The following is a 14,001-nucleotide window of genomic DNA, read 5'->3' on the forward strand; positions in this document are numbered from 1 at the left end:
CGCTGAGGGACTTCAAGCGATTGCGATCGCTTGACTTCGCCGTGGGGGATCTCTAGCTTCGCCAACACTTTCCAGGGAGCGGGAATGGCGAGCATTCGCGATCTCGTCGTTGCCATCAGGCAGCGCGAGGGGGTGGAGGCCGCGGTCATCCTTGGCCGCGACGGACTGCTGATCGACAGCCAGGTGATCGCAGGACTGGATCCCGAGGATCTTGCCGCCCGGATTCCGCCGATCCTCGCCTCGGCCGACGACCTCGGCGCCGCCAGCGGGCGCGGCGAATTGCGGACCGCCGTCCTCGAGCACCACGACGGCCTGGCCATCGTCTCGGCGCTGACCGCGGAGGCCGTGCTGTTCGTGCTCCTCGCGCCGGGCGCCAATGTGGGGCAGCTGTTGTACGAGTTGCGCCGCAATCGAGAGCACATCGCCGCGCTCGTCTGACCCGTGCCGTCTCCCCGACCGATCTGCCATGTGCTCGTTGCCGATGACGAGCCCCACATCGGCCGCATCATCAAGATGAAGCTCGAGCAGGGCCCGTTCCGGGTCTCGCTCGCGTACGACGGCCGCGAAGCGATGGCGCTGCTGGAGCGCGAACCCGACATCGAGTTGGCCCTGCTCGACGTGATGATGCCCCACCTGAGCGGCCTCGAGGTGCTGGCGGCGATGCACGCCGACGAACGGTGGCGCGACATCCCGTGCATCATCCTCACCGCGGCGGGCGAGGAGGAATACCAACGACGCGCGATGGCCATCGGGGCGAGTGATTTCTTCACGAAGCCGTTCAGCCCGAAGCGGCTCTACGCGCGGGCCGCCGAGCTGGTGGGACTGACCGCGGAGAATTCCGGCGTGGACATCGCATGAGTCGCTGGGTTGTGGTATTGGCGGGGGGGATCGGGTCCCGCTTCTGGCCGCTCAGCACCCCCGACCGCCCCAAACAGCTGCTGCCGCTGGTGAGCGGCCAGTCGCTGCTCCGCGACACGCTGGATCGCGTGCGCCCGCTGGCCGACGCGGCCCACACGCTGATACTCACCAACGCGTCGCTCGTTCCCGCGATCGCAGCGCTGGCGCCGGAGATCCCGGCCGGCAACCTGATCGCCGAGCCCCGCCCGGCGGGGACGGCGGCCGCGCTGGCGTGGGCCGCGCACCACATCGCGACCGTGGACGGCCCGTCCGCCACGATGCTCTCCGTGCACGCCGACTGGGCGGTGGCCGACGCCGACGGGTTCCGCCGGACGCTGACCCGGGCGGCCGAGGCCGCCGAGCAGCACCGGAGCCTGGTCACGGTGGGGGTGGTCCCGTCGCGGCCGGACCCCGGGTTCGGCTACGTGCAGCCGGCAGCGGAGATCTCCCCCGGGGTGCGGCGGGTGGCGCGCTTCGTGGAGAAGCCCGATCTGGCGCGGGCCACGCAGATGTGCGCCGACGGCTACCTGTGGAATTCGGGCATCTTCGTATGGCGCGTGGACGACTATCTGGCCGAAGTGCACGCCCACACGCCCGAGGTGGCACCGGCCCTCGACGCCCACGGGGACGACCTGGCGGCCTTCTTCGCGCGCGTCGCCACGCCGATCTCGGTGGACGTGGGGGTGATGGAGCGCAGCGCCCGCGTGCTCGTGCTGCCCGGCGATTTCGGCTGGGACGACATCGGCGTATGGGGCGCGCTGCGGCGGGTGCGCGCGCTCGACGCCGCCGGCAACGCGCTGGGCGGCGACGTGTATGCCGTGGAGGCGCACGACAACGTGGTGCTCGCCGAGCGCGGCACGGTGGTGTTGTACGGCGTCCGCGATCTGGTGGTGGTCACGTGCGACGGGATGACCGTGGTCACGACGGTCGACAAGTCGCACACGCTGAAGGACCTGCTCGCCCAACTTCCGCCCGCGGTGCGCGACCGGCCATGAGCGAACTGTTCCTGTACGACGACGCCCGGGCGCGCCAGTTCGAGCCGTTCGCGCTGAGCCGTCCGATCGGCGAGTTGCGGTCGGGAGCGCTGCTCCTGCGCGAGCGCTGGGAAACCGCGATCGGACGTCCGGCCGCCGGCCTGGTGAGCGCCCCGCACCTGGCGGCGTTCGCCGAGGACGATTCGCCGCGCGTGGTGCGCGACGCGCTGCCGGCCGGGACGATCCTCGCCAATGCGCGCTGTGCGGTGGCGCTCGCTCACGCGCCGGACGCCGACGTCTGGCGGTGCGATGGGCGGGTGGCCGCGGTGCGCCTGCGGTGGCCGGTGGCGCTCGACGAATTGCAGGAGGGGGAGCGCGCGCTCGAGACGCTGGCCGCGCCCGAGGGCCGGAGCGCCCAGGTGCACGGCCGGTGGATCGACGAGATCTGGCACTTCATCCGGGATCTGCCGGCGCAGCTCCTGGAGGACATCGCGGCGCTGAGCGACGGCGCGTCGCTGCTGAGCGCCACGCACGGCGCGCGCGCCGGCGAGCACCCGGTGTTCGTGGAGCGCGACGCCGTGGTGGAACCGATGGTGATGTTTGACGTCACGGGCGGCCCCGTGCTCATCCGGCGGGGCGCGACCGTCCAGGCGTTCACGCGGATCGTAGGGCCGTGCGTGATCGGCAAGAACTCCGTGGTGGGCGGCGGCCGCATCGCCGCCAGTTCGATCGGCGAATCGTGCCGGGTGCACGGTGAATTGAGCACGTCGATCATCCTCGGCCACAGCAACAAGGGGCACGACGGATTCGTGGGCCACTCCTACCTGGGCCGCTGGGTGAACCTCGGCGCCGGAACGATCACCAGCAACCTCAAGAACACCTACGGGTCGGTGGCGCTGTGGACGCCCACCGGTCTGCGCGACAGCGGGATGCAGTTCCTGGGGGCGATGATCGGCGACCATGCGAAGACGGGGATCGGCGTCCGGCTCACCACGGGCACGGTGATCGGCGCCGGCGCGAACATCTTCGGCGGCGGGGTGATGCCCAAGGTCGTGCCGCCGTTCGCGTGGGGCGACGCCCCGCCGTACGCCACCTACGAACTTCCGAAATTTCTTGAAGCCGCCGAGCGGATGATGCAGCGTCGGGGCGTGGTGATGACCGACCGCACCCGGGCCCAGCTCAGCGCCGCGCACGTCACGCGCTGGACCGCGAGATAGCGATGCGCGTCTGGGTGCTGGGCAGCGGCAGCGGCGGCAATGCCGTTCTCCTGGAAGCCGGGGCGGGCCGCATCCTGGTGGACGCGGGGTTCGGCGTGCGCACGCTGGCCGGCCGTCTGGCCGCGATCGGGGTGGCGCCGGAATCCATCGAGGCCTGTGTGCTCACGCACGAGCATACCGACCACGTGAAGGGCGCCGCCGCGGCGGCGCGCAAGTGGGGATGGGCGGTGCACGCGACGCGGGGAACGATCGCCGGGACCCCCGATCTGGTCGGCGCCCGCGTGCACCCGTTCGCCGCCGGCGCCTCGCTGGCGTTCAGCACCATGGACGTGGCCACCGTGGGCACGCCGCACGACGCCGCGGAGCCGGTGGGCGTGGTGGTCACGGCGCGGGCAACGGGCGAGCGCGCCACGGTGTGCACCGACATCGGGCACGTGAGCGACGGAGTGCGCGCGCTGTGCCGCGACGTGGACCTGCTGATCCTCGAGTCGAACCACGACGAAGGGATGTTGCGCGCGGGGCCGTATCCGCCGGTGGTGCAGGCGCGGATCGCCGGGGACCGCGGCCATCTGGCCAATCGCCACGCGGCGGCGCTGATCCGCGACAGCATGACGCCGCGGCTGCGCCACGTGGTGCTGGCCCACCTCAGCCAGAACTGCAACGCCCCGGCGCTGGCCCGTGAGACCACGGAGCGTGAGGTGAAGCGCACCGTGTACCGCGGGGAGGTGACGACGGCGCTCCCCGACGCCGTGATCGGGCCGTTCGCCGTGGGCCGGCCGGCGACCGCCGCCGCGCCGCAGTACCGCCTCGATCTGTAGCGGCGGTCGCGGCGCGGCGCGCCGGCACGCGCGAACGGGGCGGAGCCGCTCGCGCAGCCCCGCCCCGCCCGTTGTTCACAGAAAGCTGATACCTGCCAGCCGACTGCGGTGTGGCTAGTACATCCCGCCCATGCCACCACCGGCCGGAGCGGCCGGCGCGCCACGCTCTTCCTTCTTCTCGACGATCAGCGCTTCGGTCGTCAGGAGGAGCCCGGCGATCGACGCCGCGTTCTGCAGCGCCGTGCGGGTGACCTTGGTCGGATCGATGACCCCGGCCTGCACGAGGTTCTCGTACGTGTCGGTGAGCGCGTTGTACCCGAACGCGTCATCCTTGGACGCCCGCACCTTCTCGACCACGATCGAGCCTTCGCCGCCCGCATTGAACACGATCATGCGGATGGGCTCTTCGATGGCGCGACGGATGATGTCGACGCCGATCTGCTCGTCGGCCTCGCGGGTCTTGAGGCCCTTGAGCGCGCGCTGGGCACGGATGAGCGCCACCCCGCCGCCCGGGACGATGCCCTCTTCGACGGCGGCACGCGTGGCGTGCAGCGCATCCTCGACGCGGGCCTTCTTCTCCTTCATCTCGGCTTCGGTCGCGGCGCCGACGTTGATCACCGCCACCCCGCCGGCGAGCTTGGCCAGCCGCTCCTGGAGCTTCTCCTTGTCGTAGTCCGACGTGCTCTTGTCGATCGCGACGCGGATCTCGGAGATGCGACCCTCGATCTTCTTCTCATCGCCGTTGCCGTCGATGAGCGTGGTGTTGTCCTTGTCCACGACGACGCGCTTGGCCCGTCCGAGATCGCCGAGCACGGCGTTCTCGAGCTTGAAGCCGACGTCCTCGCTGATCACCTGGCCGGCGGTCAGCACGGCGATGTCTTCGAGCATCGCCTTGCGGCGGTCGCCGAAGCCCGGCGCCTTGACGGCGCACACCTTGAGCGTGCCGCGCAGCTTGTTGACGACGAGCGTCGCCATGGCCTCGCCTTCGATGTCCTCGGCGATGATGAGCAGCGGCTTGCCCGTCTGCGCCACCTTCTCGAGCACCGGAAGCAGGTCCTTCATCGCCGAGATCTTCTTGTCGTGAATGAGGATGTAGGCGTCTTCGAGCGCCGCTTCCATCTTCTCGGGATCGGTCACGAAGTAGGGCGAGACGTAGCCGCGATCGAACTGCATGCCGTCCACCGTCTCCAGCGTGGTCTCGAGGCCACGGGCCTCCTCGACCGTGATGACGCCGTCCTTGCCCACCTTCTCCATCGCTTCGGAGATGAGCTTGCCGATCTCGGCATCGTTGTTCGCCGAGATCGTGCCCACCTGCGCGATCTCCTTCTTGCCCGACGTCGGCACGCTGATCTTCTTGAGTTCCTCGATCACGGCCGTGACGGCCTGGTCGATGCCGCGCTTGATCGCCATCGGGTTGGCGCCGGCGGTGACGTTCTTGAGGCCTTCACGGAAGATCGCCTGAGCGAGCACCGTGGCCGTGGTCGTGCCGTCGCCGGCGTTGTCCGAGGTCTTGGTCGCGACTTCCTTGACCATCTGCGCGCCCATGTTCTCAATCGGATCGGCGAGCTCGATCTCCTTGGCCACCGTGACGCCGTCCTTGGTCACGGTCGGGGCACCGAACTTCTTGTCGATCACGACATTCCGTCCCTTCGGGCCGAGCGTCACCTTCACCGCTTCGGCGAGCTGATCCACGCCGCGCTTGAGCGCCGCGCGGGCGTCCACGTTGAAGTGGAGTTCCTTTGCTGCCATGGTCTGATTCCTCTACAAGCGAGAATTGGTTGGAAAAAAGGGACTCAGCCGACGACCGCGAGTACGTCGGACTCGCGGAGGATGAGCACCGGCTCACCGTCGACCGTGACTTCGGTGCCGCTGTACTTTCCGTACAGGACCTTGTCGCCGACCTTCACTTCCATCGGAACGCGCTTGTCCTTCTCGTAGCGGCCCGGTCCGACGGCGATGATCTCGCCCTGCTGCGGCTTCTCCTTGGCGGTGTCGGGGATGTAGAGTCCGCCGCGCATCTGCTCGGCCTCTTCCATCGGCTTGATTACGACGCGATCCGCCAGCGGCGAGACCTTCACGCCTGAAGCGCTCTTGGTTGCCATTGGTACTGCCCCTCCGACTGAAGCTGGTGAGGTGATGGGTGTTGTCCTGATGTGTTAGCACTCACACGTCCCGAGTGCCAATCAGGGGGAAAGGTAGCCGCTCCGAGGGCGACATGCAAGGCGGTGACCGGTCAGCTCCTCGCGGCTATCTGCTTCGATTGTAGCGACTTACGTGCCAGAAAGACCCGCCAAAATTGCCACGACACGCCGTCGGGTTGGCTTGCCGGGTGCCACCTAGGCAGTCAGAAGCCCGAACGCCAGGTCCAGCCCGGTCAGGGTCAGGTACGGATCGATCACCTCGAACGACCGGCAGAGATCCCGGAACGCTTCGGCCAGCCCGCCGGTGGCGATCACCGTCGGGGTCTCCTTGCCCGGCCACTCGGCCTTGATGCGCGCCACGAGGCCGTCGATGGAGTCCGCGGCGCCGAACATGACGCCGGCGCGGATGCAGGCTTCGGTCCGCGTGCCGATCACGCGGTCGGGCGGCACGAGCTCGGTGGCCGGCAGCTTGGACGTGCGCCGGAACAGCGTTTCGGCGGACGTGCGCACGCCGGGGGCGATCACTCCGCCCAGGAAGACGCCGTCGCGAGTCACGCAGTCGAACGTGGTGGCGGTGCCGAGGTCCACGATGATGGCGTCGCGCTTGTGGATCTGGCTGGCGGCGAGCGTGTTGACGATGCGGTCCGCCCCCACGGTGAGCGGCTCATCCACCTGCAGGCGGATCGGGAGCTTCGCGGTGGGGTCGATGACGACGAGGCGCGCGTGCGAGATCCAGCGTTCGCAGGCCTCGTGCAGCGGCTGCGTGATCGGCGGCACGACCGATGCGATCGCCACGCCGGTCACCGCGCCGTGGTCGAACCCGTGGCCGGCGAGCAGGGCGCGGAGCAGCACGCCGATCTCGTCGGGAGTCCGGGCCACGTCGGAGGTGATGCGCCAGTGGCCGCGCAGTTGGCCGGCGTCGAACAGGCCGACGGTCGTTTCGGTGTTACCCACGTCGAAGACGAGATTCACACTTCCTCCAGGAGAACGAGCGAGCCCGCGCGCACCGCGTGCGCGCCGGCGCCGGTATCGATCACCACGGCGCCGGACGCATCGATTCCGGTCACCGTGCCCCGCGCCGGCTCGACGCACCGCCGGCCCCGCGCCACGTCCCGCGCCGCGTAGGCGGCGAGTTCCTCGGCGCGGAGCCCGCCCGACTCGGCGGCTGCGGCTCGCAGCGCCGGCACCAGCCGCTGCAGCACCGCCACGCGCGAGACGCCGGCCCGGAGGGCCGCCGCCTCGGGCATCGCGTCGGGCGTTCGAACATTGATGCCGAACCCGACGGCGATCCAGTCCAGCCGCTGCTCCCGCCACCGCGCCTCGACGAGGATGCCGGCCAGCTTTCGCCCGTCGACGTAGAGGTCGTTGGGCCATTTGAGGCCGATCGGGGAGCCGGCGAAGGGCGCGAGCGCGGCGGCCGCGTGCAGTCCCAGTCGCAGCGACAGGACATCCACGGCGCGCGGATCGCGCGGCCGTTCGATGAGGGTGAGCCAGATGCCGCTCCCGCGCTGCGACACCCAGGGGCGTCCCTGGCGGCCGCGGCCGGCCGTCTGTTCATCGGCCAGGACCAGCGTGCCCGCGTCGGCCCCCTCCGCGGCGCGCGCGTGCGCGACGTCGAGGGTCGAACCCACCGTGTCGAACAGTTCGAGCGCCGGCACGCCGAGCGCGCCGGCGAGCGCGTCGGCCGCGACGCCGTCGTAGCGGAGCGTGGGGACCATCGCGCGATCGGTCAGGCGAGGGCCGTGGCGTAGAACCGCTCGTAATGGGCCACGATGTCGTTGAGGGCGTAGCGCCGGCGCGCATCGGCGGCGGCCGTGCGGCTCATCGTGGACCACAGGTCGCGATCCTTGAGGATGCGCAGCGCGGCATGGGCCATCGCCTCGACATCCCCCACGTCGCAGAGGGCGCCCGTCACTCCGTCCTGCACCACCTCGGGCAGGCCGCCCACGTTGGCGCCGATGACGGGCGTGCCGGTGGCGAGCGCCTCGAGCGCGCTCAAGCCGAACGATTCGCGATCGGTGGGCAGCAGGTAGAGGTCGGCCGACGCGAGCAGCGGGGCCACGGTCTCGATCTTCCCCAGGAACATCACGTGCTCATGGACGCCGAGCCGGCGCGCTTCGTGCTCGGCGACCACGCGATCGGGCCCGTCGCCCACCATGACGAGCACGCTCGGCAGTTCGGCCGTCACCCGGGCGAATACGCGGACGATATCGACCACCCGCTTCACGGGCCGGAAGTTGGAGATGTGCATGAGCACGGGGCGGCCGTCGCCGAAGGCGCCGCGCGCCGCCGGATAGCGCGCCCGGTCGTAGACGGTGGGATCGATGAAGTTGGGGATCACCTCGATGCGGCTTCCCGTGCACCCGAACGCCGTGACCGTCTCGCGCTGGAGGAACTGGGACACCGCGGTGAGCCCGTCGGACTTCTCGATCGAGAACTTGGTGATCGGATAGAACGACGGATCCTGGCCCACGATGGTGATGTCGGTGCCGTGGAGCGTGGTGACCACCCGGATGTCGGGGCGCGCCGGGTGGAGCATCTCCTTGGCGATCCACGCGCTGGTGGCGTGCGGGATGGCGTAGTGGCAGTGCAGCAGGTCGAGCCGGTGCGCGAGCACGACCTCGTGCATGCGCACGGCGAGCGCGAGGTCGTAGGGCGGATACTCGAACAGAGGGTAGCGGCCCACGTCCACTTCGTGGAAGTACACTCGCGGCAGGAACGCCGGCAGGCGGAAGGGCTGGCGGTACGAGATGAAGTGCACCTCGTGTCCCCGATGGGCAAGCGCGATGCCGAGTTCGGTGGCGACAGCGCCCGAGCCGCCATAGGTGGGATAACAGGTGATGCCGATCTTCACCGCCTCATGCCTCCTCGTCGCCTTGCCACCACCGTTCGATGACCGCCTGCCAGTCCGGCCGTGCGGGATCGAGGGTCGTCACCGGAGCGCCGCGCAATTGATGCCGGAACCAGGTGCGCTGCCGCTTGGCATATTGCCGCGTCTCCACGACCACCCGCGCCCGTCCTTCGGCGGGCGACAGTTGGCCTTCCGCCACGGCACGAATCACGTTGTACCCCGCCGCGTTCCACGCCGGCGCGCCCCGAGGCACGCTGGCCGCGAGCCGGCGCGCCTCGTCCAGCCATCCCGCGTGCAGCATGGCGTCCACCCGCGTCTCGATCCGCGCCGCGAGCACGGCGCCCGGATCCACGAGAAGATAACGCGCGCTCCACCGCGGCGGGCGCGCCGCCTCGCGATGCAGCGTGCTCACGCGGCGGCCGGTGAGGAGGGCCACCTCGATGGCGCGCAGGAGCTGCGTGCGGCCGAGGTGCGCGCGCGCCGGGTCGAGCACGGCGCCCCAGCGGCGCAGGGCATCGATCGGCATCGGCGCCAGCACGCCGGCAAGGGCGCGGCGGCGTTCGGCGTCCAGCGGCGGCTCGTGGAACAGCGGGCCGAACAGCGCCCGCAGATAGAATCCGGTGCCGCCCACGATGAGCGGCTCGCGCCCCGTCCGCGCCACATCGGCGAACCAGCCTTCGGCGTCGGCGGCCCAGGCGGCGGCGGAGTAGCGCGCCGTGGGATCGAGGATGTCGATGCCGTAGTGCGGCACGCGCCGACGTTCGTCGGGCGACGGCGTGGCCGTGCCGATATCGAAGCCGCGGTAGATCTGGCGCGCGTCGGCGCTGATGATCGACGCCCCGAACCGTTCCGCGAGCCAGAGCGCGATCGCCGACTTGCCCGCCGCCGTGGGGCCGCAGATGACGCGGCGCCTATTTTCTTCCAAACCGCCGCTCGAGTTCGTCCCACGAGAGGAGGACCACGGTGGAGCGTCCGTGGACGTCGTGCGCGGGAAGCGTGGTGCGGCGCAGGTCGACGAACAGGGCCCGCATCTCGCCGGGCGACAGCGCATCGCCGGCCTTGATCGCGGCCTTGCAGGCGATCGTCGCGGCGAGCCGCTCGTGGCGCTGCGCCACCGCGGCGAACCGGTCGCCGGTGAGCGCGTCGAGCGTCTCGCGCAGACACCGCTCGGGATCGAATCGCGGGTGTGGCATGGGCACGCTCCGCACGATGAGCGTGTGGCCCCCGAAGCCCTCGATCTCGAAGCCCAACTGCTCGAACGCGGCCCGGTTCTGCTCGAAGGCTTCGGCCTCGGCGGGTCCCAGGTGCAGCGTGATCGGGAACAGCAGATGCTGGGCCGGCGCCTCGCCGCGCGTGAGCGCGCCCATGAACGCCTCGTAGAGCACGCGCTCGTGCGCCGAGTGCTGGTCGATGAGCACGACGCCCCCGTCGCCCTCGAACATCAGGTACGTGCGACGGAGCTGCACGAGCGGCGGGATGGGTTCGGCGTCCTCGGGCTCGCGCTCCACCGGCGGGGCGGGCTCGGCGCGTTCCGCCTGCGCGTCGGCGAACAAGCCGTCCGGCGCGGGCGGCTCGCGGCGCAGCGCTTCCACGTCCACGGGGGAGAAGGCGTCGCGCGGGGCGGCGGGAAATGGAATGGGCGGGCGTCCGATCACGGCGCCGGCGCCGATCGTGCCCAGCGCGCGGCGCACCGCGGCTTCCACGGCGCGCTCCACGGGCCAGCGGTCGCGGAATCGGACCTCCGCCTTGGCGGGGTGCACGTTCACGTCCACGGCATCGGCGGCCACCTCCACATCGAGGAACAGCGTGGGGCGCACGCCCGCGGGAATCGTGGACTTGAATGCCGCCTCCGCGGCGCGCACGATGCCCGGGTCGCGCACGGCGCGGCCATTGACGGAGACGAAGACCCGCCGCCCGGCGATCCCGACGTCGGCCGGCCGCTCGACCAGCCCCGAGACGCGCGTGCTGCCGCTCACGTCGTCGACCTCGAGGAACCGTTCGGCGTAGGTGCCGCCCCAGAGCGCCGCGAGGCGGGCCCGCAGCGACGAGGCCGGCGGCAGCGCCATGACGCGCTTGCCGTCGTGGTGGAGCGTGAGCCGCACGTCGCGCCGCGTGAGCGCGATGCTGGTGATGGCGTCGACGATGGCTCGCCATTCGGAGCGCGGGCCGCGCATGAACTTCAGCCGAGCGGGCGCATTGTAGAACAGGTGGGCCACCGTCACGGTGGTGCCGCGCCGGCGGGCGGCGTCGGCCGTGTCGAGCACCGTGCCGCCGGCGGCACGCACCCGCGTGCCGCCGCCGTCGGCGGCCGCCGTCTCGATCTCGAGGTGCGATACCGAGCAGATCGCGGGCAGCGCTTCGCCACGGAATCCGAAGCTGGCGACGCCCACCAGGTCGGACGCCGCGCGGATCTTGGAGGTGGCATGGCGGGCCAGCGCGAGCACGGCGTCGTCGCGTCCCATGCCCCATCCGTCGTCGCTCACGCGAATGCGCTGTCGGCCGCCCTCCTCGACGTCCACGTCGAGCGAGCCGGCGCCGGCGTCGAGGGCGTTCTCGATCAGCTCCTTGACCACCGATGCCGGGCGCTCGACAACCTCGCCGGCGGCAATCTGGTCGGCCACGGCGCTCGGCAGGATGGCGATGCGGGAAGCGCCGAGCGGCATCGGGTCTGGTGTGGCGGACATCGCGTGGAAGCTACCGGATTGCGGCCGCGAGCGTCAATCGAGGGACGGTAGCGGCGCGTCGAGCGCCACGAGTTGTTCGTTGGCCATCCAGCCTTCGCGTCCGCCGTCCAACTGCACGCGCGACCACGCCCCCTGGCGCCCGAGCACGCGCACCATCTCGCCCACGACCACGGTGGGCCCGCGATCGGCGCCGAGGGCCGGATCGTCGCTGAGCGTCACACTCGTGCGCGCCACCGCCACACCGCGTGCCGAGAGGCGCGCCTGCAGCGAGACGGCACCCAACCCGACCAGCGCCGCGCCGACGGCCAGCGGGACGGCCCAGCCGGCGGTCCACGGGGCGCGGCGGCGCACGGCCGGGTGCCAGGCCACGCACGCCGCCAGCCACCCCAGAGCCATCAACAGGATCGCCGCGTCGAGCGGCACGGGCGGCGCGTAGCCGGGCGATAGCGCGCGGATGCCGTGCACGAGTCCCAGTCGGCCGCGCACGTCGCCGGCGAGCGGCTCGAGACCCAGGGCTCGCCGCCATCCGACGACGGCGTGCACGGTATCGCGCCCCGCCCACGCCGCGGTGCCGAGGTTGGCCCATCCGTCGGCGGCGCGTGGCTCGGCGGCCACCACGCGCGCGAACGCATCGCGGGCGGCCACGAAATCGCGGCGCTGGTACGCCGCCACGCCGGCCCGGAACGTGTCGGCCGGCGTCCCGCTCTGCAGCGCGTGCACCGAGGCGGCGAGGCCGACCGCGGCCACGAGGACCAGCGCCATCGCGCGGAACGGCAGTTCGCGCCGATCCAGCGCCTCCTGGTCAATGCGACGCACGAGCGCGACCGCGGATTCGCCGGCGCCGGGCACGAGCGGTGTCTGGCCAGAGAATGCGGCCGCATCGAGCTCGCGGAGCAGCTGTTCCGCCTGCGCCGCCGCGTCGGTCGACACACCGGCCAGCCGCAGCGCGTGGCGGAGCGCATCCGGCCTGGTGAACGCGTCGGAGTCGAGCGCCAGCCGCTCGCCAAGCACCGATACGAAAGCGCGGCGCAGGGCGCGGCCGTCGGGATGCGGGCCGGCGGCACGCACAGCGTGATCCATGCGCGCGGCGGGCTTGAGGGGCCGCGGCGCACGGCGCCGGCGCGAACGCCAGCGCGCGCCCACGGCGGGGAGCGGCGCCATGGCCAGCAGCAGCCAGAACGCGGGGTGCGACGACAGTGGCTCGCCGATCGCGCCGCGATATTCGGTGCGCAACGGCAGGACTTCCTGGCGGCGCGTGGAATCGACGGCGGCCAGCGTTCCCGGCCGGACGGCGACGCGGAGGCTCGACGACATCGCCACCTGGTAGCGGCGCGCCGCGGGATCGAAGTAGGCATAACGCACGGCGGGCAGCACCTGATTGCCGGCCACGCGCGGCGTGACCACCCAGTCGAAGTCCTTCGACCCGCCGATCCGGCGTCCCGTGGTATCGACGCGGACGCGAACGTCGGACGGCACGGCCGACGCCCAGGGGATGTCGAGGCGCGGCCGTGGATAGAGCTTCACATTGCCGCTGCCGGACACGCGCACGGTGAGGGTGAGCGGGTCGCCGACGCGCGCCGCCGGCTCCAGCCGGGCGCTCACCTGCAGGTCGCCCACCGCGCCGTCGAAATCGGCGGGGCGACCGGCGGCGGGCGGATCGACGGCGATCAGCACGGCGCTGTCGGTCTGCAGTTCGTGCGACTCCTCGCGACTGAAGAAGCTCGCGCCCACGGGCAGCGAATACGTGAGCTGCGCGGGCGGAATGACGATGCGTCCCGCCTGCAGGGGGAAGATCGCCCGGCGATAGACGAGGGCATCGAAGCAGCGCGAGGCGCCGCCCGGCGCGCGCTCGGTGCCTCCGGCCGCGAGATCGTAGGCGAGCACGGACTGCATGTCCGGCGGATAGAACGTGGGATTGCGCCGGAGGCGGCGGCGCATCGCGCTGTTGAGGAACACGGCCACGTCGTAGTTGGCCTGCTGGCCCACGTACACGGTGTCGGGGCCGGCGGCCCGGAGATCGGCTTCGCCGTCGGCGTCGATGCGGGCCCGGGTGAGCACGGCCGGCACGGCATCGCCCGTCGACGGCATGACGACGACGCGCATGGCCTGCGACCGCGCGACGGTGGCGCCGAGTCGTGCCTCGAACGCCGGGATCGTGTACGTGCCGGCCCGGTCGGTGACCAGCACGTAGCGATATTCGACCATCACCGACGGCACGGCGCGCGAGTCGCGCGCCACGCTCGGCATCGTGGCCGACCGCATGAGGTCGAACGGCTGGAACGACGGGACGACGACGCGCGGCAGGATCGTGCCCGGCGCCGACACAGCCACGGACACATCGAGCGGCTCGCACGCGCCGACGGTATCCGGTGCGTGCGCCACGATGGCAAGCTGGGCGATGAGCGCCAATCCGAGCACG

At 71.4% G+C, this 14,001-nt stretch carries 13 protein-coding genes; 5 read left to right on the forward strand and 8 right to left on the reverse strand.

The features are described 5' to 3' along the window. Positions 1-84 precede the first annotated feature (84 nt). From VNE60_07485 to VNE60_07505, 5 genes are read left to right on the forward strand one after another with little or no spacing between them, the layout of a single operon-like run. Positions 85-438 (forward strand): roadblock/LC7 domain-containing protein, encoded by a 354-nt coding sequence (locus VNE60_07485; GenBank protein ID HVB31344.1) that lies wholly within the window; start codon positions 85-87, stop codon positions 436-438. A gap of 30 nt (positions 439-468) precedes the next feature. Beyond that, positions 469-858, forward strand: a complete 390-nt coding sequence (locus VNE60_07490) for a response regulator (GenBank protein ID HVB31345.1) — start codon at positions 469-471, stop codon at positions 856-858. Beyond that, positions 855-1,892 (forward strand): sugar phosphate nucleotidyltransferase, encoded by a 1,038-nt coding sequence (locus tag VNE60_07495; GenBank protein ID HVB31346.1) that lies wholly within the window; start codon positions 855-857, stop codon positions 1,890-1,892. The genes VNE60_07490 and VNE60_07495 overlap by 4 nt, the downstream gene beginning before the upstream one ends. After that, positions 1,889-3,088: a putative sugar nucleotidyl transferase gene (locus VNE60_07500; GenBank protein ID HVB31347.1), complete on the forward strand. Its 1,200-nt coding sequence runs from the start codon at positions 1,889-1,891 to the stop codon at positions 3,086-3,088. Before VNE60_07495 ends, VNE60_07500 begins: the two co-directional genes overlap by 4 nt. A 2-nt stretch (positions 3,089-3,090) precedes the next feature. Then, positions 3,091-3,906: an MBL fold metallo-hydrolase gene (locus VNE60_07505; protein HVB31348.1), complete on the forward strand. Its 816-nt coding sequence runs from the start codon at positions 3,091-3,093 to the stop codon at positions 3,904-3,906. Between the two features lie 114 nt (positions 3,907-4,020). On the opposite strand, the gene groL is transcribed toward VNE60_07505, so the two are convergent. The 8 genes from groL to VNE60_07545 all read right to left on the reverse strand — a co-directional run bounded on the left by groL (position 4,021) and on the right by VNE60_07545 (position 14,000). Then, positions 4,021-5,655: a chaperonin GroEL gene (groL, locus tag VNE60_07510; protein ID HVB31349.1), complete on the reverse strand. Its 1,635-nt coding sequence runs from the start codon at positions 5,653-5,655 to the stop codon at positions 4,021-4,023. Between the two features lie 44 nt (positions 5,656-5,699). Then, positions 5,700-5,984, reverse strand: a complete 285-nt coding sequence (locus VNE60_07515; GenBank protein HVB31350.1) for a co-chaperone GroES — start codon at positions 5,982-5,984, stop codon at positions 5,700-5,702. Between the two features lie 258 nt (positions 5,985-6,242). Further along, positions 6,243-7,019, reverse strand: a complete 777-nt coding sequence (locus VNE60_07520; GenBank protein ID HVB31351.1) for a type III pantothenate kinase — start codon at positions 7,017-7,019, stop codon at positions 6,243-6,245. Further along, on the reverse strand, positions 7,016-7,765 hold the full coding sequence (locus VNE60_07525) for a biotin--[acetyl-CoA-carboxylase] ligase (protein ID HVB31352.1): 750 nt from the start codon (positions 7,763-7,765) through the stop codon (positions 7,016-7,018). The genes VNE60_07520 and VNE60_07525 overlap by 4 nt, the downstream gene beginning before the upstream one ends. Positions 7,766-7,776: 11 nt before the next feature. Next, positions 7,777-8,901 carry an N-acetyl-alpha-D-glucosaminyl L-malate synthase BshA gene (gene bshA, locus VNE60_07530; protein ID HVB31353.1) on the reverse strand — a complete coding sequence of 375 codons (1,125 nt, stop codon included), beginning with the start codon at positions 8,899-8,901 and terminating at the stop codon, positions 7,777-7,779. A 4-nt stretch (positions 8,902-8,905) separates the two neighbouring features. Next, entirely contained in the window at positions 8,906-9,823 is a 918-nt protein-coding gene (gene miaA, locus VNE60_07535; GenBank protein HVB31354.1) for a tRNA (adenosine(37)-N6)-dimethylallyltransferase MiaA, read from the reverse strand. Then, positions 9,810-11,582: a DNA mismatch repair endonuclease MutL gene (gene mutL, locus VNE60_07540; GenBank protein ID HVB31355.1), complete on the reverse strand. Its 1,773-nt coding sequence runs from the start codon at positions 11,580-11,582 to the stop codon at positions 9,810-9,812. The genes miaA and mutL overlap by 14 nt, the downstream gene beginning before the upstream one ends. 33 nt (positions 11,583-11,615) lie before the next feature. Next, positions 11,616-14,000 (reverse strand): BatD family protein, encoded by a 2,385-nt coding sequence (locus tag VNE60_07545; protein ID HVB31356.1) that lies wholly within the window; start codon positions 13,998-14,000, stop codon positions 11,616-11,618. Position 14,001: the final 1 nt, after the last annotated feature.

It is taken from the genome of Gemmatimonadaceae bacterium (assembly GCA_035533755.1).
Lineage (GTDB): Bacteria > Gemmatimonadota > Gemmatimonadetes > Gemmatimonadales > Gemmatimonadaceae > JAGWRI01.